Annotated in this window: 22 protein-coding genes; 20 read left to right on the top strand and 2 right to left on the bottom strand. The window is 62.7% G+C overall.

What is annotated here, in order from left to right:
- Positions 1-26: 26 nt before the first annotated feature.
- Positions 27-662, top strand: coding sequence for a 2,3-bisphosphoglycerate-dependent phosphoglycerate mutase (locus HB780_RS26740; protein WP_183690625.1), 636 nt, complete (start codon positions 27-29; stop codon positions 660-662).
- Positions 663-858: 196 nt separating this feature from the next.
- On the opposite strand, the gene phnF is transcribed toward HB780_RS26740, so the two are convergent.
- Complete coding sequence (gene phnF, locus HB780_RS26735; protein WP_183690623.1) at positions 859-1593, bottom strand: phosphonate metabolism transcriptional regulator PhnF; 735 nt, start codon at positions 1591-1593, stop codon at positions 859-861.
- Between the two features lie 102 nt (positions 1594-1695).
- On the opposite strand from phnF, the gene phnG reads away from it, so the two are divergent.
- The 15 genes from phnG to phnN all read left to right on the top strand — a co-directional run bounded on the left by phnG (position 1696) and on the right by phnN (position 14687).
- Entirely contained in the window at positions 1696-2172 is a 477-nt protein-coding gene (phnG, locus tag HB780_RS26730; RefSeq protein ID WP_183690621.1) for a phosphonate C-P lyase system protein PhnG, read from the top strand.
- Complete coding sequence (gene phnH, locus HB780_RS26725) at positions 2172-2801, top strand: phosphonate C-P lyase system protein PhnH (RefSeq protein WP_183690619.1); 630 nt, start codon at positions 2172-2174, stop codon at positions 2799-2801. The genes phnG and phnH overlap by 1 nt, the downstream gene beginning before the upstream one ends.
- Positions 2802-2804: 3 nt before the next feature.
- Positions 2805-3914, top strand: coding sequence for a carbon-phosphorus lyase complex subunit (locus HB780_RS26720; RefSeq protein WP_183690617.1), 1110 nt, complete (start codon positions 2805-2807; stop codon positions 3912-3914).
- Positions 3911-4807 carry an alpha-D-ribose 1-methylphosphonate 5-phosphate C-P-lyase PhnJ gene (locus HB780_RS26715; protein WP_183690615.1) on the top strand — a complete coding sequence of 299 codons (897 nt, stop codon included), beginning with the start codon at positions 3911-3913 and terminating at the stop codon, positions 4805-4807. Before HB780_RS26720 ends, HB780_RS26715 begins: the two co-directional genes overlap by 4 nt.
- A complete protein-coding gene (phnK, locus tag HB780_RS26710; protein WP_047460602.1) occupies positions 4804-5580 on the top strand; it encodes a phosphonate C-P lyase system protein PhnK in 777 nt (258 codons plus the stop codon). The genes HB780_RS26715 and phnK overlap by 4 nt, the downstream gene beginning before the upstream one ends.
- Positions 5581-5589: 9 nt before the next feature.
- Complete coding sequence (gene phnL, locus HB780_RS26705; RefSeq protein WP_183690613.1) at positions 5590-6297, top strand: phosphonate C-P lyase system protein PhnL; 708 nt, start codon at positions 5590-5592, stop codon at positions 6295-6297.
- Entirely contained in the window at positions 6294-6911 is a 618-nt protein-coding gene (locus tag HB780_RS26700) for a DapH/DapD/GlmU-related protein (protein WP_183690611.1), read from the top strand. Before phnL ends, HB780_RS26700 begins: the two co-directional genes overlap by 4 nt.
- Positions 6912-7005: 94 nt before the next feature.
- Positions 7006-7569 (top strand): pyridoxamine 5'-phosphate oxidase family protein, encoded by a 564-nt coding sequence (locus tag HB780_RS26695; protein WP_183690609.1) that lies wholly within the window; start codon positions 7006-7008, stop codon positions 7567-7569.
- A gap of 225 nt (positions 7570-7794) precedes the next feature.
- A complete protein-coding gene (gene phnC / locus HB780_RS26690) occupies positions 7795-8649 on the top strand; it encodes a phosphonate ABC transporter ATP-binding protein (protein WP_183690607.1) in 855 nt (284 codons plus the stop codon).
- A 96-nt stretch (positions 8650-8745) separates the two neighbouring features.
- Entirely contained in the window at positions 8746-9651 is a 906-nt protein-coding gene (gene phnD, locus HB780_RS26685; RefSeq protein ID WP_047460589.1) for a phosphonate ABC transporter substrate-binding protein, read from the top strand.
- 68 nt (positions 9652-9719) lie between these two features.
- A complete protein-coding gene (gene phnE, locus HB780_RS26680; protein WP_183690605.1) occupies positions 9720-10700 on the top strand; it encodes a phosphonate ABC transporter, permease protein PhnE in 981 nt (326 codons plus the stop codon).
- Positions 10701-10708: 8 nt separating this feature from the next.
- Entirely contained in the window at positions 10709-12055 is a 1347-nt protein-coding gene (phnE, locus tag HB780_RS26675; protein WP_183690603.1) for a phosphonate ABC transporter, permease protein PhnE, read from the top strand.
- A gap of 190 nt (positions 12056-12245) precedes the next feature.
- Positions 12246-12938 carry a DUF1045 domain-containing protein gene (locus HB780_RS26670; protein WP_183690601.1) on the top strand — a complete coding sequence of 231 codons (693 nt, stop codon included), beginning with the start codon at positions 12246-12248 and terminating at the stop codon, positions 12936-12938.
- A 10-nt stretch (positions 12939-12948) separates the two neighbouring features.
- The gene (locus HB780_RS26665; protein WP_183690599.1) at positions 12949-14088 is read left to right on the top strand and encodes an alpha-D-ribose 1-methylphosphonate 5-triphosphate diphosphatase; all 1140 of its coding nucleotides are present in this window, start codon (positions 12949-12951) and stop codon (positions 14086-14088) included.
- Positions 14085-14687 carry a phosphonate metabolism protein/1,5-bisphosphokinase (PRPP-forming) PhnN gene (gene phnN, locus HB780_RS26660; RefSeq protein ID WP_183690597.1) on the top strand — a complete coding sequence of 201 codons (603 nt, stop codon included), beginning with the start codon at positions 14085-14087 and terminating at the stop codon, positions 14685-14687. The genes HB780_RS26665 and phnN overlap by 4 nt, the downstream gene beginning before the upstream one ends.
- A gap of 22 nt (positions 14688-14709) precedes the next feature.
- On the opposite strand, the gene polA is transcribed toward phnN, so the two are convergent.
- Positions 14710-17712 carry a DNA polymerase I gene (gene polA / locus HB780_RS26655; protein WP_183690595.1) on the bottom strand — a complete coding sequence of 1001 codons (3003 nt, stop codon included), beginning with the start codon at positions 17710-17712 and terminating at the stop codon, positions 14710-14712.
- 430 nt (positions 17713-18142) lie between these two features.
- On the opposite strand from polA, the gene HB780_RS26650 reads away from it, so the two are divergent.
- The 4 genes from HB780_RS26650 to HB780_RS26635 all read left to right on the top strand — a co-directional run bounded on the left by HB780_RS26650 (position 18143) and on the right by HB780_RS26635 (position 22863).
- Positions 18143-18574 (top strand): MarR family winged helix-turn-helix transcriptional regulator, encoded by a 432-nt coding sequence (locus tag HB780_RS26650; RefSeq protein ID WP_183690593.1) that lies wholly within the window; start codon positions 18143-18145, stop codon positions 18572-18574.
- 109 nt (positions 18575-18683) lie between these two features.
- A complete protein-coding gene (locus HB780_RS26645) occupies positions 18684-20069 on the top strand; it encodes a M20/M25/M40 family metallo-hydrolase (RefSeq protein WP_183690591.1) in 1386 nt (461 codons plus the stop codon).
- A gap of 89 nt (positions 20070-20158) precedes the next feature.
- On the top strand, positions 20159-21082 hold the full coding sequence (locus HB780_RS26640) for a nucleoside hydrolase (RefSeq protein WP_183690589.1): 924 nt from the start codon (positions 20159-20161) through the stop codon (positions 21080-21082).
- The gene (locus tag HB780_RS26635) at positions 21079-22863 is read left to right on the top strand and encodes an adenine deaminase (RefSeq protein ID WP_183690587.1); all 1785 of its coding nucleotides are present in this window, start codon (positions 21079-21081) and stop codon (positions 22861-22863) included. Before HB780_RS26640 ends, HB780_RS26635 begins: the two co-directional genes overlap by 4 nt.
- Positions 22864-22921: the final 58 nt, after the last annotated feature.

Here is a 22921-nt window from a genome sequence, read left to right as displayed (position 1 = left end):
ACGATCCTTTCAAGGAGGAATATTTCATGAGCGGTACCCTCGTCCTCGTTCGCCACGGGCAGAGCGACTGGAATTTGAAGAATCTCTTCACCGGCTGGAAGGACCCAGACCTGACAGCGCTGGGCGTTGAAGAAGCCAAGACCGGCGGCAAGGCGCTCGCCGATTACGGCATCAAATACGACATCGCCTTCACGTCGGATCTCATCCGCGCCCAGCACACGCTGAAGATCATCCTCGATGAAGTCGGTCAGCCCGGCCTTGAAACCATAAAGGATCAGGCGCTGAACGAGCGCGACTATGGCGATCTCTCCGGCCTGAACAAGGACGATGCACGCGCCAAGTGGGGCGAGGAACAGGTGCATATCTGGCGCCGTTCCTACGACATCCCACCGCCCGGCGGCGAAAGCCTGCGCGACACCGGCGCCCGCGTCTGGCCCTATTACCTCACCGAAATCCTGCCGCGCGTGCTCGCCGGCCAGAAGGTGCTCGTCGCCGCTCACGGCAACTCGCTGCGCTCGCTGGTCATGGTGCTCGACCGCCTGACCAAGGAACAGATCCTGGCGCTTAACCTCGCGACCGGCGTGCCGATGGTCTACAAGCTCAACGCCGACTCCACCGTCGCTTCCAAGGAAGTGCTCGGCGATATGTCCGGCGCGCATTGAGCGGCTGAATAGATCTTCCGAAAAAGCCCCTCACCCTAGCCCTCTCCCCGCAAGCGGGGCGAGGGAACGACTTTTTTTGTGGCAAGTCATCGACCTCCATTAGGTTGAGGAGCGACGGATGGTGCGCCCATCTCCTTCTCCCCGTCAAAACGGGGAGAAGGTGGCCGACAGGCCGGATGAGGGGCTTCTCTTGTCCTCAATTCTCGATCGTGAACCGCACCCGATCCGCAGCGAAGCGTGAAATCGAATATTGTACCAGCACGCCGTCGAGATCGGCATTGAGTGCGCGGGTGGTCATGATGATGGCGCCGGGGGAGAGTTCGAGGTCGGCGAGATCGCCTTCTTCCGCATGGGCCGCAGTGATTTCCGTGACGACACGAACATAGTCCGCCACGCCGAGTTCGCGGAAGGCCTTGGTGATCGAACCGGTGGCCCGATAGATCTCGGCAATGTTGGCAAAACGATCGGCAGGGAACCAGCTCGTGGCGCGTGACACCGGGCGATGGTCGGCCCGACCGAGCGTTTCCAGTCGGACGACACTTGTACCGGGTTCCAGCTTCAGCCAGCGGGCCACCTCGGTATTGGCGATTTCATTGCTGCTCGCCACCAGCATGCTGCTGGACTCCCGGACCTGATCACCGATCCCCTGAGAAAACCGCGTCCGTTTCGAGATCGGGAAATTCAGCCGTTCCTTGCGCTCGATCAGTGTGCCCCGCCCCTGCACGGCGCGAACGATGCCTTCCTGCCCCAAAGCGGCCAGCGCGCTTCGCACCGTATGCCGGTTGACGCCGAATTGCAGCGCCAACGCCGTTTCCGGCGGCACCATGCCGGTCTCGTCGAAATCGCCCTGATTGATCGACGCGCGAATCCGGTCGGCAATCTGCCGCCAGAGCGCTACGCCCGTCTGCCTCTGTACCTTCTGCCCCGCCATATTTCTCGTTTGCCCTGTCATACGCTTGTCACGTCACCCCAATAGATATAAAACATACCTTGTATAGTTGTCTATATCAATAGACATTTTGAGGATGACGGGATGAATTCAGCACAGAGACAAGAGGCGGCCGCGCAGGAGCGTCAGGAACGCAAGCGCACCGCCGATCTTTTGGCGCGGGCCGAACGCGACGAGCTTGACGCTGCCTGGGAAGCGCTCTCCGACAAGCCGGTGGTCCAGCCCGTGCGCGGGCCGGAGACGGGGCTCGTCATGGTGCGCGGTCGCATCGGCGGCGGCGGCTCGCCCTTCAATCTCGGCGAAGTCACGGTAACCCGCGCCACCATCAGGCTCGCCTCCGGCGCGGTCGGCCACGCGCATGCGCTCGGCACCGACCGTGAAAAGGTGCGGCTGGCGGCGATCTTCGACGCGCTCTGGCATCAGCCGGCCACCAAGGATTTCGTCGAGAAGGCGATCCTTTTGCCGATCACCGAGCGGATCGCCGGACGGGATCACCGACGAGCCGAAGAGACGGCAGCCACCCGCGTCGATTTCTTCACCATGGTCCGCGGAGAAGACTGATGACCCTTTCCCATGTCTCTACCATACCCGACAACGACGCCCTGACCGGCGGCTTCGCCAACCCGGTGTTCGACGCGCAGAGCGTCTTCAAGATGATGATGGACGCGATGGCGCGGCCAGGAACCCTGCAGACGATCACCTCCGACATCGCGCCTCCCGCGCCCCTCGGCATCGCCGCCGGCGCCATTGGGCTCACCCTTTGCGATCATGATACGCAGGTTTGGCTGTCAGGCGGCCTTGCACGCTCGACCATGCCGGAATGGCTCGGCTTCCATACCGGCGCACCTGTGACAACGGAAAAGCTCGAGGCCCGCTTTGCCTTCGTCGAGACCGGAGTGCTGCTCGCCTCGCTCAATCAATTCGACGTCGGCACGCAGGAATATCCCGACCGCTCGACGACGCTCGTACTGGAAATCGCAAGCCTCGAGGGCGGCAAGGAACTGGCGCTCTCCGGACCTGGTATCGCCGACATCAACATGATTGCGCCCATCGGCCTGCCGGACACGTTCCTGCGCTCATGGAACGACAATCGCGCGCTCTTCCCGCGTGGTGTCGACCTCGTTCTGACGGCGGGACGGCAATTCCTTTGCCTGCCGCGCACCACCAAGATCATCGCGACGGAGATCTGACGCATGTATGTTGCCGTAAAAGGCGGCGAAGCCGCCATCGCCAATGCTCACCGGCTGCTCGCCGACCGTCGCCGTGGCGACCGCTCGCTGCCGGCCCTCGGCATCGACCAGATCGTCGCGCAACTGGCGCTTGCCGTTGACCGCGTCATGGCTGAGGCATCGCTTTATGACCGCACGCTGGCGGCACTTGCCGTGCGCCAGTCGCGCGGCGACATGATCGAGGCGATCTTCCTGCTGCGCGCCTACCGCACGACGCTGCCGCGCTTCGGCTATTCCCAGCCGCTGGACACGGCGGCGATGAAGATCGAGCGCCGCATCTCCGCCACCTACAAAGACCTGCCGGGCGGCCAGCTTCTCGGCCCCACCTTTGATTATACCCACCGCCTGCTCGACCCGAGCCTCTTGACCGACGAACCGGTGGACGAACCGATGCAGCGGTCGGCGGAAGAGGGCCGCGTGATGCGGGTCTCCGAGATTCTCGCCGAGGAAGGACTGATCGAGGGCGACGGCGACATGCCGATCGACCACGAAACCGGCGACCTGACGCGAGAGCCGATGGAATTCCCGATGACCCGCGACCTGCGCCTGCAGGCGCTCGCCCGTGGCGACGAGGGTTTCCTTCTGGCGCTCGGCTATTCGACCCAACGCGGCTATGGCCGCAACCATCCCTTCACCGGCGAAATCCGCATTGGCGAAGTGGAGGTCGAGCTCGACGTACCGGAACTCGGTTTCGCCGTTTCGCTCGGCAGCATCCAGGTGACCGAGTGCCAGATGGTCAACCAGTTCAAGGGTTCGGCCAAGGCGCCGCCGCAGTTTACCCGCGGCTACGGCCTTGTCTTTGGCCAGAGCGAGCGCAAGGCCATGGCCATGTCGCTGGTCGACCGGGCGCTGCGCGCCGACGAGCTCGGCGAGGATATTGTCGCCCCCGCCCAGGATGAGGAATTCGTCATTTCCCATTCCGACAACGTGCAGTCGACCGGCTTCGTCGAACATCTGAAGCTGCCGCACTATGTCGACTTCCAGGCCGAGCTCGACCTGGTGCGCCGCATGCGCCGTGACTTCGAGGCCGCCCGCGACGGCGGCAAGGATCCCCTGACGGAGGCAGCCGAATGACCGATCTCGCCACCTACAACTTCGCCTATCTCGACGAACAGACCAAGCGGATGATCCGCCGCGCCATCCTGAAGGCGATCGCCATTCCCGGCTATCAGGTGCCCTTCGCCTCGCGCGAAATGCCGATGCCCTATGGCTGGGGCACCGGCGGCGTGCAGCTCACCGCGGCGATCATCGGGCCGGACGATGTCCTGAAAGTCATCGACCAGGGCGCCGACGACACGACCAACGCCGTCTCCATCCGCGCCTTCTTCCAGAAGGTGGCCAATGTTGCTGTCACCACCCGCACAGAAGAGGCGACGATCATCCAGACGCGCCATCGCATCCCGGAAACCAAGCTTGGGCCTAACCAGGTGCTTGTCTACCAGGTGCCGATCCCGGAACCACTGCGCTTCCTGGAACCGCGCGAGACCGAGACCCGCAAGATGCATGCGCTCGAGGAATACGGCCTCATGCATGTGAAGCTCTATGAAGACATCGCCCGCAACGGCCGTATCGCCACCACCTATGCCTACCCGGTCAAGGTCGCCGGTCGCTATGTGATGGACCCGTCGCCGACGCCGAAGTTCGACAATCCAAAAATGCATATGTCGGATGCGTTGCAGCTTTTCGGCGCCGGCCGCGAGAAGCGTATCTATGCGGTGCCGCCCTATACCGACGTGGTCAGCCTCGATTTCGAGGATCACCCCTTCGAAGTACAGCGCTTCGACAAGCCCTGCGCGCTCTGCGGCGCCGAGCAGGTCTATCTCGATGAGGTGATCCTAGACGACAAGGGCGGACGGATGTTCGTCTGCTCCGACACCGATTTCTGCGAAGACCGCCGCGCCCAAGGCCACGTCGGCATCATGCTGGCACCAAATGGGCTGGCACCCAATCAGGAGGCCGCCGAATGAGCGACACACCACTCCTCAAGGTCAAGAACATCTCGAAATTCTACGGCAGCCGTATCGGGTGCCGCGACGTATCCTTCGATCTCTGGCCCGGCGAAGTGCTGGCCATCGTCGGCGAGAGCGGCTCGGGCAAGACCACCCTGCTCAACTGCATCTCGACACGGCTGCTGCCGACCACCGGCAGCGTCGAATATCATATGCGCGACCAGACCTATCGCGACCTCTTCCGCATGAACGAGGCGGAACGGCGCTTCCTAATGCGGACCGACTGGGGCTTCGTGCACCAGAACCCCGCCGACGGGTTGCGCATGACGGTCTCGGCCGGCGCCAATGTCGGCGAGCGGCTGATGGCCATCGGCAACCGTCACTATGGCAATATCCGCGCCACCGCCGTCGACTGGCTGGAACGCGTCGAAATCGACGCCGACCGCATCGACGACCAGCCGCGCGCCTTCTCCGGCGGCATGCGCCAGCGCCTGCAGATCGCCCGCAATCTGGTGACCGGGCCACGCCTGGTATTCATGGACGAGCCGACCGGCGGCCTCGACGTCTCCGTGCAGGCACGCCTGCTCGATCTGGTGCGCGGCCTCGTCAACGATCTCGGCCTGTCGGCGATCATCGTCACCCACGACCTCGCCGTTGCCCGCCTGCTGTCGCACCGCATGATGGTGATGAAGGACGGATACGTCATCGAACATGGTCTGACCGACCGCGTACTCGACGATCCGCGCGAACCCTACACGCAGCTGCTCGTCTCTTCGATCCTGCAGGTCTGAGGAAAAACCATGGCAACCCCCCTCGTCGTTTCCGAAGTCTTCAAGAGCTTCACCATGCATCTGCGCGACGGCATTCGCCTGCCTGTTGTCGCCGATGTATCCTTCTCGGTCGCAGCCGGCGAATGCGTCGTGCTCGGCGGTCCCTCCGGCATCGGCAAGAGCTCGCTCTTGAAGATGATCTACGGCAACTATGCCGTCGATAGCGGCCAGATCCTGGTAACGCAAAAAGACAAGATCATCGATCTTGCCACCGCCGATCCACGCACCGTTCTCGAGGTTCGCCGCCATACGCTCGGCTATGTCAGCCAATTCCTGCGCACCGTGCCGCGCGTGGCCGCCATCGACGTTGTTGCCGAGCCGCTTCTGGCGCGCGGCGTGGCGCTGGCGGATGCCCGGCAAAGGGCTGGCGCCCTGCTCGCCCAGCTCAATCTGCCGCAGGAGCTTTGGCAGTTGCCGCCCGCCACCTTCTCCGGCGGCGAGCAGCAACGCGTCAATATCGCCCGTGGCTTCATTACCGATCACGCCATTCTCCTGCTCGACGAGCCGACCGCCTCTCTCGACGCGAGGAACCGCGCCGTCGTGGTCTCGATGATCGAGGAAAAGAAAAAGGCTGGCGTCGCCCTGCTCGGCATCTTCCATGACGAGGAAGTGCGTGAAGCGGTCGGTAGCCGGATTCTCGATGTCTCCCGCTTCTCGCCCAGAAAGTCCGCCGCATGAGCCGTCAACTGGGCGAAACGCCGCTCATCAGCCCGAGCGCGACCGTCAAGAACTCGACGTTTGGCCGCTATACCGAGGTCTCCGAGCGTTGCCGCCTCGACGAGGTCGAGATCGGCGACTATTCCTACATCATGCAGGACGGCGCCGTCTGGTGCGCGACAATCGGCAAGTTCGTCAACATCGCCGCCAGCGTCCGCATCAATGCCACCAATCATCCGACATGGCGGGCGACGCTGCACCATTTCACCTATCGCGCCGCCGATTATTGGCCGGATGCCGATATGGAAACGGATTTCTTTACCTGGCGGCGCGAGAACCGCGTCGTGATCGGTCATGACGTCTGGATCGGCCACGGCGCCACTATCCTGCCGGGCGTCATGGTCGGCAATGGTGCCGTCATCGGCGCCGGCGCCGTCGTGTCCAAGGATGTCGCCCCCTATACGATCGTCGGCGGTGTGCCCGCCAAGCTCATCCGCGAGCGCTTCACCGCCGAGGTCGGCGCGCGCATGGACAAGCTTTCCTGGTGGGACTGGGATCACGCCACCCTGCGCACGGCGCTTGCCGACTTCCGCGCCCTTTCCGCCGAGGATTTTTTGATCCGATACGGCGCGTGAGGACGTTTTTCGCCGAAACGGGGCTTGCGCCAGCCGATTAAGGATCTAGCGTCTGGCGACCCTTTGAGACCGGATATTCGAGGGAGGCGTCTTCATGGCAAAGCAGTTCGAAAGCATCGATGACCGGCTGCGCGATTTCATTGCGCGGCAGCATATCTTCTTCACGGCCTCGGCGACGGCGGAATCCCGCGTCAACGTTTCGCCCCGCGAGACCCTGTGCCTGCGCGTCATCTCACCCAATACCGCCATCTATCTCGACCGGACCGGCAGCGGCAACGAGACCTCGGCGCATATGAAGGCCGATGGGCGGCTGACCATCATGTTCTGCGCCGTCGAGGGGCCGCCGATGATCCTGCGGCTCTATGGGCACGGCCGGATCCTTCACAGGGCATCGGCTGAATACCAGGAATTACTGCATACCCACTATGCCGGCGACGAACCGCTCGGCGCGCGCCAGATCGTCTGGCTGGATATCGACCTCGTCCAGACCTCCTGCGGCTTCGGCGTGCCGCTCTTCGCCTATGAAGGCGAAAGGCCTAGCCTCGATCAGTGGGCGAAGGCCAAGGGGCCTGATGGCATCGAGGAATACCGGCGGGAAAAGAACGTCCGTAGCATGGACGGCCTGCCGACGGGTTTATTTGACGCTGAAAGCAACTAAGCGTTTCGACTGAACCATCTCACCGCACCAATAGCGGGGGATTGTAACAGCACTTACACAAATCTGACATTGGAGCTTCATGAAGCAGCGGTAATGCGTTGCCTATACTTGGCGCACGGCCGCTCGAAATTCGGTTTCGAGGCGAGGCACCTGCGCCTGTTCATAGTTAGTAGTGCGACGTCAGTGCTTGCTACAGACCAAGGTAGCGGCGAAAGGGAAAGCTTCATGTTCGAGCTCAAGAATGTCTCGCGCCGGTTCGGAAACAAGCTCGCTGTCGATTCCGTGACGCTGGACATTCCGCAAGGACAGATGGTCGGCGTCATCGGCCGCTCGGGCGCCGGCAAATCCACGCTGCTGCGCATGATCAACCGCCTCGCCGACCCGACCTCCGGCTCGATCCATTTCGCCGGAACCGAAGTTTCCAAGCTGAGCGGGAGGGCGCTGCGCAGCTGGCAGCGCGATTGCGCCATGATCTTCCAGCAGTTCAATCTCGTCCCGCGCCTCGACGTTTTGACCAACGTCATGCTCGGTCGCCTGAACCAGCGCTCGACCGTCATGAGCCTCCTTTCCGTCTTCACCCGCGAGGAGCGCATCGAGGCGATCGCCGCGCTGGAACGCCTCGGCATCGAGCGGACCGCCTTGCAGATGGCCGGCACGCTGTCCGGCGGTCAGCAGCAGCGCGTCGCCATCTGCCGCGCCCTGATGCAGCAGCCGAAGATGATGCTCGCCGACGAGCCGATCGCCTCGCTCGATCCGCTGAACGCCAAGATCGTCATGGACGCTTTGCGCGACATCAACGAGCGTGAAGGCATCACCGTCATCACTAACCTGCACACGCTGGATACGGCGCGTAACTATTGCGAACGCATCGTCGGCATGGCCGCCGGCCGTGTGGTCTTCGACGGCAAGCCGTCCGATCTGACGGCCGCCGCCGTCAAGGAAATCTACGGCACCGACAGGGATGGCGCCGGTGTCGACGAAACGATGACGTCGACCGCCATCAACATTCCCGATCCGGCCGCGCAGGCCGCGGCACATGCATCCGCCGGCCCGCAACCGCTGGCAATGGCCGGTCTCTGAGAGGGAGCCGGCCGCGATCGAGAGCCCGCGTCAAGGGCGCATTTCTTTCAGACCGAAGACATCCGGGGACACACCGGTTAACCAGGAGACGAACCCATGTTGAAGAAGACCCTTCTCGCGGCCACGGCGCTTCTTGCGCTTGCTGGCGGCGCTGCAGCTCAGGACCTCAAGGAATTCCGTATCGGTATCATGGGTGGCGAAAACGAAGCCGACCGCCTGCGCAACTATGCCTGCCTCTCCGACCACCTGAAAAAGGAATTCGGCTTCGAGAAGGTATCGTTGTTCCCGGCCGCCGACTATGACGGCGTTATCCAGGGCCTCCTCGGCGGCACGCTCGACTTCGCCGAACTCGGCGCTTCCGGCTATGCCGCGACCTACATCAAGGATCCGAAGGCCGTCACCCCGATCCTGACCACGCAGCAGACCGATGGTTCGACCGGTTATTACTCGATCGGCCTCGCGCTCAAGTCCTCCGGCATCAAGACCATCAAGGACGCCAAGGGCAAGAAGCTCGGCTATGCCGACCCGGACTCCACCTCGGGCTATCTCGTTCCGCTGACGCAGATCCCGAAGGACACGGGCATGCCGAACGACAAGTTCTTTGCCTCGACCCAGTTCAACGGCGGCCATGAGAACAACCTGCTCGCCGCCTATGACGGCAAGGTCGATGTTGCCGTGGACGATTCTTCGGGCCTCGGCAATTTCAAGGACGGCTACACCTCCGGTACCTTCCGCAAGGAAGTCGACAAGGGCGCCGTCGACCCGAACAAGCTGGTCGAAGTCTGGCGTTCGCCGCTGATCCCGAACGGCCCGCTCGTCGTTCGCAACGCTCTCGGCGCCGAATGGCAGGCCAAGCTGACCGACTTCTTCTTGAAGCTCCCGACCGCCGACGCCAAGTGCTTCAACGCAGTCGAAGGCGGCGACTTCAAGGGCTACGTCAAGGTCAAGCCGGACTTCTACAACGCTGTTATCGAAGTTCGCAAAGCTGCCATCGGCGGCTGATCTTCATCCTGACTGCGGGGCGGCCGGCAACGGCCGCCTCTTTGCTATTTTTCAAGGCGGTATTTTTCATGACGATTGCCGATACCCAGCCACAGATGCAGACCGCGCCCCAGACCGCCAGGGAGATCGGCGACGCCTGGAGCCGCATGGTGGCCCGACGCCGTCTCTATACCGGGCTTGGCCTCGCGATCCTGTTCATCGCCTTCGTCAGCTCCGTCCGCTTCGCCGACGAGAGCAATGCCGGCCATTTCTTCGACCGCCTGCCACATCTCTTCGACTTCCTGAGCTGGCTCATCCCGAAGGATTGGAGCGACGTCTATCGCGCGCTCTTCGATCTTCCAAGCCCGAACGGCGCAAACGGCGTCGGCGGCGAGGAGTTCAATTTCCCGCTCGGCCGCGTCTATGTCTGGGGCAATTTCTACATTCCCGAATATTTCGAGCTGATGATCATCACGATCAACGTCGCGCTGGTCTCGACCATCATCGGCTTCGTCGTCGCTCTGCCCCTCAGCTTCTTTGCCGCCCGCAACATGTCGCCATCCAATCCGGTGCGGCTGGTGACGAAGCGCATCATGGAATTCCTGCGCGCCTTCCCAGAGATCGTCATTGCCGGGCTGTTTTCGGCGATCCTGTCGATCGGCCCGATCGCCGCCATCATCGCCGTCGGCCTGCATACGATCGGCGCGCTCGGCAAACTTTTCTATGAAGTCGTCGAAAATATCGACATGAAGCCGGACGAGGGCATGAAAGCGGTCGGCGCCAGCTGGACGGAGCGCGTCCGCTTCGGTGCCCTGCCGCAAGTGATGCCGAATTTCATGTCCTATGCGCTGCTGCGCCTGGAAATCAACGTCCGCGCCTCGACCATCATCGGCGCCGTCGGTGGCGGCGGCATCGGCGAAGAGCTGAAGCTTTCGATCTCGCGCGGCTTTGGCGCCAAGACGGTGGCGCTCGTGCTGCTGCTCTTCATCACCATCGTCGCCGTCGATCAATTTTCCGCATGGCTCCGTCGCCGTCTCGTCGGCGAGCATGCCTTCTTTCTGCAGCATTGAGGTCGCCCATGTCCGTTATCGACGCCAGCCGCATGCAGGATATCGAAGCACGCTATCCGGAGATCCTGCATCGATCCTTCCGCCAGCGCTTCGGAGCACTGATGATCTTCATCGGCGTGATCCTCTATGGCTTCTACGCCGTCTGGTTCTTCGACCTGCCGAAAGTCATCACCGAGGCTCATTGGGAACGCGTCGGCATCTATCTGAGCGAATGGGTCAGCTACGACGTGCAGCCGGAATTCCGCATCTCCGGCGACACGATCAGTATCAAATATCCGCGCTTTTCGCCGCTGGGCGATAATCCGCACCCGGATTGGGTGACAAACAACCCCGATGGCAGCCTGACCGTATCGGTCAGCGGCACCAGCCGGGCCGTGACGATCACCAAGACACAGGCGATCCTGACAGCACATGGCGTCACCATCCCGATCGACATCACGGGCGACGTGCCAAAGGTGATCGGCTCAGAGCCGGTTCCCGCCTGGATGACCGTTTATGATGACAACATCCTCGCCGATATGGGCTTTGCCGGCAATGTCAGCATTTCCACCGACCGCGTGAAAATCCGCAAGCGCTTCATCGGCTGGGCGAATTTCGTCTTCGACACGCACTCGCCCTTCTTCGACAAGCCGGCAAGCGAGGTCGTCAGCCTGATCGTCTCCGGACCCCGGCTCAATCCCGAAGAATCAAACCTGTCGCTGGCCTTCGATAATGTCTGGAACAACGGCGCCTGGCAGCACGGCGATGTCTGGACCAAGCTGTTCCAGACCATCGTCATGGCCTTTCTCGGCACGCTGCTGGGTTCTGTCGTCGGCTTTCCCCTGGCGTTCCTGGCGGCGCGCAACATCACCCCGAACCGGCTGCTCAATCAGGTGCTGAAACGCTTCTTCGACTTCCTGCGCTCGGTCGACATGCTGATCTGGGCATTGTTCCTGACCCGCGCCTTCGGGCCTGGCCCGCTTGCCGGCAGCGGCGCGATCTTCCTGACGGAGACCGGGACGCTCGGTAAGCTCTATTCCGAGGGCCTCGAGAATATCGACAACAAGCCGCGCGAGGGCGTGAAGTCCACGGGCTCATCGACCATCCTCGTGCATCGCTACGGCATCATTCCGCAGATCGTCCCCGTCATCGTCAGCCAGACACTCTATCAGTGGGAATCCAACGTGCGCGGCGCTACCATCATCGGCGCGGTCGGCGCCGGCGGCATCGGCCTGAAGCTATGGGAAGCGATGCGCACCAACGCCAACTGGGAAAACGTCGCCTATATGGTGCTGCTGATCCTGATCGTCGTCTTCCTGTTCGACGCCGCGTCCAATGCACTGCGGACGCGCTTGATGGGCACGCAAAACAGATAAAAAAGGCAAGAAAAGACCGCACTTCATCATCATTTTGTCACGGGAATCCTTTAGCGGAGGCCCTGGCAGGATAAGATCGGGCGCACCGGGTTTAGCCGGATTCGATTCGATACCGTCTTGCCTCTCTTGCGGTTTGGCGCAAATCACCCAACAGTGTCTCGCGCAGCCGATTTTTCCAAGGACTATAGCCTTGCGCTACGCTCTCTATTTTACGCCACCGAAAACCGATCCCCTGACGGCGCTTGCCGCCCGCTGGCTCGGCCGCGATGCTTTTTCGAATGAAATCTTTTCGGACAAGGCGATCGGCGTCGTGCCCGAGAACCATGCCGAGGTCACCGCCGATCCGCGCCGCTACGGCTTTCACGCCACTCTGAAGGCGCCCTTCGAGCTGGCAAGCTCGGTCACGGAACGCGACCTTCTCGACGTAGCCGCCGATTTTGCCGCTCGCACGCCGGCCTTTGCCATTCCCGAGCTCGTGCTCGGACAGCTTGGCCAGTTCTTCGCGCTCGTTCCGGGGGCCGTCTATCCGACGCTCCAGGATTTCGCCGCCCGCGTCGTCAAGACCTTTGAGCCACTACGCGCCGCCCTTTCCGAAGCCGATATCGCGCGGCGCAAGCCGGAAGGATTGAGCGAGGCGGAGCGTGCAAACCTGCTGCGCTGGGGCTATCCCTACGTGAACGATGAATTCCGGTTCCATATGACATTGACCGGCAAGGTCGCGGCGGAGCAACAGGCCGGCATTCATGACCTGCTGCGGGATCGTTTCGCCGACCATATCGGCAAGCCGCTCGACATTTCCGGCCTCGCCGTCTTCGTCGAAGAAGAACGCGGCGCACCCTTTACCGTCCGTTCCTGGCTGCCGCTTGCCGACGCCCAAAAGTGAAAGACATGACATGACCAAAGAAACCGTCCTCTCCAACGCCCGCATCGTCCTCGAAGACAAGATCCTTGAGGGTTCTGTGCTGATCCGCGACGGGCGGATTGCCGATATTTCCGAAGGCAAGTCCGATATCGGTGAGGATTTCGAGGGCGATTACCTGATCCCCGGTCTGGTCGAGCTGCATACGGACCATCTGGAATCCCACTATTCGCCCCGCCCCGGCGTGCGCTGGAACAAGACGGCGGCCATCCAGGCGCATGACGCCCAGATCGTCACCTCCGGCATTACCACCGTATTCGACTGCCTCCGCATGGGCTCCGACGAGGATGGCGGCTTCGAACATGGCGAGATGCGCGACATGGCCGACGCCATCCAGGCGGCGCAACGCGAAGACCGACTGCGCGCGGACCATCTGATCCACCTGCGCTGCGAAGTCTCCTCGGACAACGTTCTCGAGCATTTCCATGACTTCGAGAGGGATCCCTATGTCCGCCTGGTCTCGCTGATGGACCACGCGCCGGGCCAGCGCCAGTTCCAGACCATGGATCAGTATATCTTCTACTATCAGAAGAAGCGCGGCCTGAGCGACGAGGCCTTTGCCGTTTTTGTCGCCAAGCGCCAGGGCGAATCGGCCAAATACGCCAAGCCGCACCGCGATGCCATTTCGAAGGTCTGCAATGAGCGCGGCATCACCATCGCCAGCCATGACGACGCAACGCTTGCCCATGTCGACGAGGCGATCAATTATGGCGTGCGGCTGGCGGAATTCCCGACCAGCATCGACGCCGCCAAGGCTTCGCATGGCGCCGGCATGAGCGTGCTGATGGGTGCGCCGAACATCGTGCGCGGCAAGTCGCATTCGGGCAACATCGCCGCCCGCGATCTCGCAGAGCTCGGCGTGCTCGACGTGCTGTCCTCAGATTACGTGCCGCTCAGCCTGCTACATGCGCCCTTCATCCTCGCCGACGAGGTCGAGGGTATCTCGCTGCCGAAGGCCATTGCCATGGTGACGGCGACGCCGGCCAAGACCGTCAGCCTCGACGATCGCGGCCGCATCGCCCTGGGCCTGCGCGCCGATCTCGTGCGCGTCCGCCGCGATCATGGCGTGCCGGTGACGCGCTCGGTCTGGCGGGAAGGACGGCGTGTGGCATGACGCTCGACGCCAAGACAGAGCCGACTAAGGATCTGACGGCAAATACGGCCGGCGTTATGGTCGTCGTCGTTGGCCCGAGCGGCGCCGGCAAGGATACGCTGATGAATCTCGCCGCCCGGCATTTTGCCGGCCGGCCTGACATTCATTTCGTCCGCCGCGTCATCACCCGCGACGGCGACGCCGGCAACGAGGATCACAAAAGCGTCTCCGACGCCGATTTCGACGCCATGGAACGAGCCGACGACTTTGCCGTCTCCTGGCACGCGCATGGCCTGAAATACGGCATTCCTGCCGATGTCGAGGATGAACTCGTTCGTGGCCACCTCGTCGTCGCCAACGGTTCTCGCTCGGTGCTCGACCGTTTCCAGGCCGCCTTTCCGAGGCTGAAGGTCATCAATGTCACTGCGCGGCGCGACGTGCTGGCCGAACGGCTGATGGCGCGCGGCCGCGAAAGCCGCGAAGATGTGCTGAAACGGCTGGACCGTGGCTCCCTCACCGTCCGGGGCAGCTGCGATGTCACCGACATCGACAATAGCGGCACGCTGGAAGAGGCAGGCGGTGTGATCATCGCGGAGCTGGAAGCGCTTATAAGACGATAGGAATCAGCTTGAGATAAGGCGCTCAGTGCGCCTCATCCCAATTGTTCGCCGCCCGCGCGTCGACCTTCAGCGGCACGGACATGTTGACCGCCGGCATGGCGGCGTTTTCCATGACCGAGACGATGACCGGCGTTGAGCGCTCGACATCGGCGTCCTCGACTTCGAAGATCAATTCGTCGTGCACCTGCAGCAGCATGCGGACGCGATCGCCGAGGCCGGCCTCCGACAGCGCCGGCTCCATCTTGATCATGGCACGACGGATGACGTCGGCGGCCGAGCCCTGGATCGGCGCATTGATCGAGGCGCGTTCGTTAAAGGCGCGCACGGAGGGATTGGACGACTTAATTTCCGGAAAATGGACGCGGCGGCCGAAGATGGTTTCGACATAGCCTTTGTCGCGGGCAGTCGCCTTGGTGCTTTCCATGTAGTCGCGAATGCCGGGGAAGCGCTCGAAATATTTCTTGATGTAGTCGCCGGCTTCCGAGCGCTCGATCGACAGCTGGTTGGCAAGGCCGAAGGCGGAAATGCCGTAGATGATGCCGAAGTTGATCGCCTTGGCGCGGCGACGCACTTCGCTCGGCATGCCCTCGATCGGCACGCCGAACATTTCCGAGGCCGTCATGGCGTGAATATCGACGCCATCGGCGAAGGCCTGCTCGAGTTGCGGAATATTGGCGACATGCGCCAGCACGCGCAGTTCGATCTGGCTGTAGTCGGCCGAGATCAGCTTGTGGCCTGCTGTCGAGATGAAGGCAGTGCGGATCTTGCGGCCTTCGGTCGTGCGAACCGGAATATTCTGCAGGTTCGGCTCAGAGGAGGACAGCCGTCCGGTCGTGGTCGAGGCCATCGAATAGGAGGTGTGGACGCGCTTGGTCTGAGGGTGGACATAACCCGGAAGCGCGTCGGTATAGGTGGATTTCAGCTTGGTGAGCTGGCGCCAGTCGACGATCTTGCGCGGCAATTCCAAGCCGGCCGCCGCCAGGTCTTCCAGCACCTGCGCCGAGGTCGACCATTGCCCGGTCTTGGTCTTGCTGCCTCCGGCAAGGCCCATCTTGCCAAAGAGAATATCGCCGAGCTGCTTGGGCGAGCCGATGTTGAAGCGCTCGCCGGCCAGCGTATAGATCTCGTCTTCCAGCCGTGCGGCGCCCTGCGCCAGTTCGCCGGAAAGGCGCGACAGGATCTGCCGGTCGATGGTGATCCCTCGCTCTTCCATATGGGCGAGGACCGGCACCAGCGGCCGCTCCAGACGCTCATAGACGGTCGCAAGCTTTTCGGCCGCCAGCCGTGGCTTCAGCACCTGCCAGAGGCGCAGCGTCACGTCGGCGTCTTCGGCGGCATAGGCCGTGGCGCGGTCGATATCGACGAGATCGAAGGTGATGTTGGACTTGCCGCTGCCGGCGACGTCCTTGTAGGCGATCGGCTTGTGGCCGAGCCAGCGCTCCGATAGGCTGTCCATGCCATGCGTGGCGTTGGCGCCGCCATCGAGCACGTAGGAAAGCAGCATCGTGTCGTCGAAGGCCTTGGTCTCGATGCCGTAGCGCTTCATCAGCAGATAGTCGTATTTCAGGTTCTGCGCGATCTTGAGGACGGAAGTGTCCTCCAGCAGCGCCTTCAATCGAGGCAGGGCATCGCGCAGCGGGATCTGATTGTCGGCAAGCCCACCACCGAGCAGGTCGCCGACGCCGTTCTTGTGGTTGAGCGGGACGTAGGCGGCGCGGATGGAAGCGCCCGTGGGATCATTCTTGTTGTCGGCAATCGCCAGCGAAAAGCCGACGATTTCGGCCTGCATGACATCAAGCGACGTCGTCTCGGTATCGAAGGCGACGATGCCGGTTTCACGCGCATCCGCGATCCACCGGTCGAGGGTGGCGACATCGCGGATGGTGACATATTTCGAATGGTCGATCGGTGCGGTGGCAAAGCCTGCCGCGCGTGCCTTGGCGAGGTCGGACGGTTCGGTCAGCCCCTCGACACCTACGCGCGGCTTGACGGCCGGCGCAGGAACGGAAACACCCTCGGCCGCGACAGTTTCACCGGCAACGAGCTCGGCATTGTCTCCGGCATCGAGATCAGGGCCATGGGCAGTGTCGCCCCACTCGACCTTGACGTCGGACGGCTCGATCGCTGCCGGATCGCAATCACAGGCGTCCGCAACGCGGCGCGTCAGCGAGGTGAATTCCATCGCCTTCAGGAAGCCGACCAGTTTCGGGCCGTCCTGCGGCTCGAGCACCAGCGCGTCGAGCGGCAGGTCCAGCGGCACATCGGTTCTGAGCGTCACCAGCTGCCGGGAAACCCGGGCCAGATCGGCGTTGGCGATGATGTTTTCGCGGCGCTTCTCCTGCTTGATCTCGCCGGCGCAGGCGAGCAGCGTATCGAGATCGCCAAACTCCTCCAGAAGCAGCGCTGCCGTCTTCGGGCCGATGCCCGGGATGCCCGGCACGTTGTCGACCGAATCGCCGGTCAGGGCCTGCAGATCGATCATCTTTTCCGGCGGCACGCCCCATTTCTCGATGACGTCGGAAATGCCGATCTGCTTGTCTTTCATGCTGTCATACATGTGGACCATGGAGGTGACGAGCTGCATCAGATCCTTGTCGGAGGAGATGATGGTGACATCGGCACCGGTCGCCTCGGCCTGGCGGGCATAGGTGGCGATGATATCGTCGGCCTCGAAGCCGTCAGTCTCGATGCAGGGCAGGTTGAAGGCGCGGGTCGCCTGGCGAATGAGCCCGAATTGCGGGATCAGCTCTTCCGGCGGCGCCGAGCGGTTTGCCTTGTAGGCGTCGTAGATTTCCTTGCGGAAGGTCTTCGACGAATAGTCGAAGATGACGGCGAAATGCGTCGGCGTCACGCCGACCGAAGTATCGCGCGCCGAGGTCAAAAGCTTCCACAACATGTTGCAGAAACCGGAGACGGCGCCGACCGGCACTCCATCGGACTTGCGCGTCAGCGGCGGTAGGGCATGGAAGGCCCGGAAAATGAATCCGGAGCCGTCGACGAGGAAGAGATGATCACCTTTTTTCATGGAAGCATGGATAGCGTGGAGCACTTCCAACGTCCATATAAAGTTCCGTCAGGCGACGCGCGGACAGGCCAAATCTCTCACTGAAACGTTACCAAGTTTTAATCAATCCAATCTGCATATTCCCTTGAAAAACCATATTTGGAACCTCATTTCATATTCACCGGCGATTGATTACGCCGAGGGTCTGACACCTGGCCTGTCCCCCGCCATGTCAGACTTGGACAAAGGCCTATCCCCCTCTCCGGGCCTTTGTCCTCCTTTTCAGAGCCGCCATGGCGCCCCTCCAGGCCATGGCGGCTTTTCTGTTTGATCCGCTCGCATAGCCTACCGAGGCCAACTCGAAACAGCCTTGTAACCCGGCCGATTCCGGGTGAACCTCACCCGCGAATTGTCGATTGTTTTGGCACGGAATACTGGCATAATTACAATCATGGGATTTAACCGGACGGACTCCGCGACCTACCTTGCCAATCAGATGGCAAAGGGATTTTCCCGCTCGTTACAACAACGTGCGGCACGGCTCGGCTTTTCCCCCGGTCAGTTCCCAATCCTTCTCGAATTGTGGACCGAAGACGGGCTGACGCAGAAGCAATTGCTGGAACGCGTCGACATAGAACAGGCGACGATGGCCAATACGCTGTCGCGCATGGAGCGCGACGGGCTGGTGGAGCGCCGGCCGCATCCATCGGACAAGCGCGCGCAGCTGATCTTCCTGACGGGCAAGGCCACCGCCATGCAGACCGAGGCCGTCGAGGCGGCGATCGCGGCGGACAGGGACATGTTCCGAGGCTTCCGCACCTTCGAGCGCGAACTGCTGCTCGAATATTTCAGGCGTATCCTCGAAAACGCCAAGCATCTCTAGCGGTCCTCCGGGGTAGCGACGAAACGCCTGAAATTTTCGAGGCTTTCCGCCTCGAAACCAGCTCGGCTTTGGTCTATCGTCCCAGCAATTTCCATGTAAGGAGTCGGATATGACCGATGTATCGCCCGTTCTCGACCGCGCGGATCAGAACCTCACCTCCAGCCTCGACAATCTGTTCGAGCTGCTGCGCATCCAGTCCATTTCGACCGATCCGGCCTTCAAGCCGGAGTGCCGCAAGGCAGCGGAATGGCTCACGGCCTATCTGACTTCGCTCGGCTTCACCGCTTCCGTGCGCGACACGCCAGGCCATCCGATGGTCGTCGCCCATCATGACGCTGCCAGCGCCGATGCGCCGCATGTACTGTTCTATGGTCATTACGACGTGCAGCCGGTCGATCCGATCGAGCTTTGGGAGAGCGATCCCTTCGCGCCCGCCATCAAGGACATGGGCGACGGCCGCAAGATCCTGGTCGGGCGCGGCACTTCGGACGACAAGGGCCAGTTGATGACCTTCGTCGAGGCCGTGCGCGCCTACAAGGAGATCAAGGGTGGGCTGCCGGTCCGCATCACCATCCTGTTCGAGGGTGAAGAGGAGTCCGGCTCTCCGTCGCTGAAGCCCTTCCTCGAAGCCAATGCCGCCGAGCTGAAGGCGGATTATGCGCTGGTCTGCGATACCGGCATGTGGGATGGCGATACCCCGGCAATCGCGGCCGCCCTGCGCGGCCTTGTCGGCGAGGAAATCACCATCAATGCCGCCGACCGCGACCTGCATTCCGGCCTCTATGGCGGCGCGGCCGCCAATCCGATCCATATCCTCTCCGATATCCTTGCCGGCCTGCACGACGAGACCGGGCGCATCACGCTTCCCGGCTTCTATGACGGCGTGGAGGAGACACCCGCCAATATCAAAGCCTCCTGGGAAACACTCGGCCGCTCGGCGGAGAATTTCCTCGGAGATATCGGTCTGTCGATCCCGGCGGGAGAAAAGGGCCGCTCGGTGCTGGAGCTGACCTGGGCGCGGCCGACGGCCGAAGTCAACGGCATCTGGGGCGGCTATACCGGCGCCGGCTTCAAGACGGTAATTGCCGCCAAGGCCTCGGCGAAGGTTTCCTTCCGCCTCGTCGGACAGCAGAACCCGGCAGCGATCCGTGATAGTTTCCGCGCCTATGTCCGCTCGAAGGTGCCGGCCGATTGCTCGGTGGAATTCCATGAGCATGGCGGCTCGCCGGCCATCCACCTGTCCTACGATTCGCCGGTACTAACCAAGGCGAAAAATGCCCTTTCCAACGAGTGGCCGAAGCCGGCAATCGTCATCGGCATGGGCGGCTCGATCCCGATCGTCGGCGACTTCCAGAAGATGCTCGGCATGGAATCCCTGATGGTCGGCTTTGGCCTTGCGGACGACCGCATCCATTCGCCGAACGAGAAATACGAGCTCAGATCCTATCACAAGGGTATCCGCTCCTGGATCCGCATCCTCGATGCGCTCGCTTGAGCTAGTGAACGGAGACGCGCGGTCCCGGTCGCGCGTCCCTTCGACAGCGTCCCTCCCCCTCATTTTCAATTTAACAGACAGGCACGGCGATGGGGATCTGGATCGATACCGACATGGGGTTCGACGATATCGCCGCCATTCTGGTGGTGGCGCATTCGAGCCTTACGATCGACGGTGTTTCGCTGGTGAGCGGCAATGCGCCGCTGGCACAGGTGCGCGCCAATGCCGCCAGCGCCGCCGCCGCATTTGGCTGGACATTCCCCATCCACACCGGCCGGGAACTTCCGGTGCTCTGCAAGCTGGAAACGGCGCAGCGCATTCTCGGGGCAAGCGGCATACCAACCACGGGCAAGAGCCTGCCTCAGGCGGATGAGCTGCCGGCCAGCGATGCCTTTACCGCCCTCTGTACCTGGCTGACTGACGGCACCGGGCCGAAGCGCATTCTGGCGCTCGGTCCGCTCACCAATATCGCCGCGTTGGCGCTCGCCCGGCCCGACCTTGCCGCGCGTATCGACGAGCTCACATGGATGGGCGGCGGTGTAACCTCAGGCAATCACACGGCCTCGGCCGAATTCAACGCCTATGCCGACCCGGAAGCGCTCGCCATCGTTCTCGCCCATGGCCTGCCGCTTAGGATGATCGATCTCGACATTTGCCGGAAGGTGCTGGCGCGACCCGACGATGTCGAGCGGGTGCGCCAGGCTGGTGGCAGGAACGCCGAACTGCTCGCCGATCTTCTCGGCGGCTACGTCAATATCGCCGTCAGCCGCGGCCGGCCGGCCATGGCGATCTACGACCCGACTGCCGCCGCCATCTTCGTTGCCCCCGACATCGCCCGCCTCCAGCATGCCCGGATCGATGTCGAGCTGTGGGGGCAGCACACACGCGGGCGCACCGTCGTCGAGACACGCGCTTCGCATGCGGAATTCAATGCCTACTTCGCCGCCGAGATCGACGCCGACAGGGCGCGCGCGATCGTCTTCGACGCCATGATCAACGAGGCACGCCGATGATCCAGCATTCCCATGAGCCCGGCGACCTGAACGCACCCGATCTGCGCGCCCGCGCGATTGCGGCGGCGCGCGGCGATGCGCCCTTCGACCTGCTGATTGTGGGTGGTCGCCTGATCGACATGGTGACTGGCCAGATCCGCGCCGCCGATATCGGTATCGTCGGGCCGCTGATCGCAAGCGTGCATGTGCCGGGTAGCCGCACCGATACGGCCGAGACGATCGATGCCTCGGGCTGCTTCCTCTCGCCCGGCCTGATCGACACGCATATGCACATCGAAAGCTCGATGGTGACGCCGGCCCTCTATACCGAGGCCGTGTTGCCGCGTGGGGTCACGACCATCGTCTGGGATCCGCATGAGTTCGGCAATGTGCATGGCCTTGATGGTGTGCGCTGGGCGGTCGAGGCGACCCGGCCGCTGCCGCTGCGGGTGATCCCGCTGGCGCCATCCTGCGTGCCCTCCGCTCCCGGCCTGGAACTGGCGGGCGCGGATTTCGACGCTTCCGCCATGGCCGAGATGCTCGCCTGGCCGGAGATCGGCGGCGTTGCCGAGGTCATGACCATGCGCGGCGTCATCGACGGCGATTCGCGCGCCAGCGCCATCGTCAATGCCGGGCTGCAATCCGGCAAGCTTGTCTGCGGCCATGCCCGTGGGCTGGAAGGCGCCGACCTCAGCGCCTTCATGGCGGCCGGCATCTCCTCCGACCACGAGCTGACCTCCGGTGCCGATTTCCTCGCCAAACTCTCCGCTGGCCTGACTATCGAGCTGCGCGGCTCGCATGACCATCTGCTGAAGCAATTCGTCAAGGTGATCAACGACCTCGGTTTCCTGCCGCAGACGGTGACGCTCTGCACCGACGACGTCTTCCCCGACGAGCTGCATGTCAACGGCGGCCTCGACGATGTCGTCCGCCGGCTGGTGCGCGACGGGCTCAAGCCGGAATGGGCTCTGCGGGCGGCGACGCTGAATGCCGCCATCCGGCTCGGCCGCAACGACCTCGGCTTGATCGCCGCCGGCCGCCGCGCCGACATCGTGCTGTTCGAAGACCTCCGGGCTTTCAAGGCGAAGCAAGTGATCGCCAACGGCGAGATCGTCGCTAAGGCTCGCAAGATCGCAGGCACGGTCGCACACCTCGATACAGCGCCCCTACAGGATTCGATCAAACTCCCGCCGCTCGGCGAAGATGATTTCCATGTACCGGCCAGCGGCAAGCGCGTCCGGCTTGCAACGATCGACCAGCCGCGCTTCACGCAATGGGGCGAGATCGAAGCTGATGTTGCGGACGGATATGTCGTGCCGCCGGCTGGAACCACCATGATCGCCGTCGCCCATCGCCATGGCAGGGCGGATGGACGCCCACGCGTCGGCTTCCTCACCGGCTGGGGCGAATGGCGCGGCGCCTTCTGCACCACCGTCTCGCATGACAGCCACAATCTGACGGTCTTCGGCGGCAATGTCACGGACATGACGCTCGCCGCCAACGCCGTCATCGCGGCCGGCGGCGGTCTGGCTGTGGCCAGCGACGGCAAGGTCCAGATCGTGCTGCCGCTGCCGCTTTCCGGCCTGGTGAGCGACGCGCCGCTTGAAGAGACAGCCCTGACCTTCAGCGCCCTTCGCGAGGCGATGGACAGGATCGTCGACTGGCAACCACCCTACCTCGTCTTCAAGGCTTGCTTCGGCGCGACGCTTGCTTGTAACGTCGGCCCGCATCAGACAGATCGTGGGATTGCCGATGTGGTGACGGGGCGGGTGTTGGAGACGGCGGTGCTTGGGGAGATTTAGGTTCTTTGCCTGATCTCGACTACGCGTTCGCGGAGGGTGCACACCCCCCTCTGTCACT

The organism is Rhizobium lusitanum, assembly GCF_014189535.1.
In the GTDB taxonomy this organism is placed as follows: Bacteria; Pseudomonadota; Alphaproteobacteria; order Rhizobiales; family Rhizobiaceae; genus Rhizobium; species Rhizobium lusitanum_C.
The sequence above is the reverse complement of the archived record's forward strand: the minus strand, read 5'-3'. Positions and strand labels throughout refer to the sequence as shown.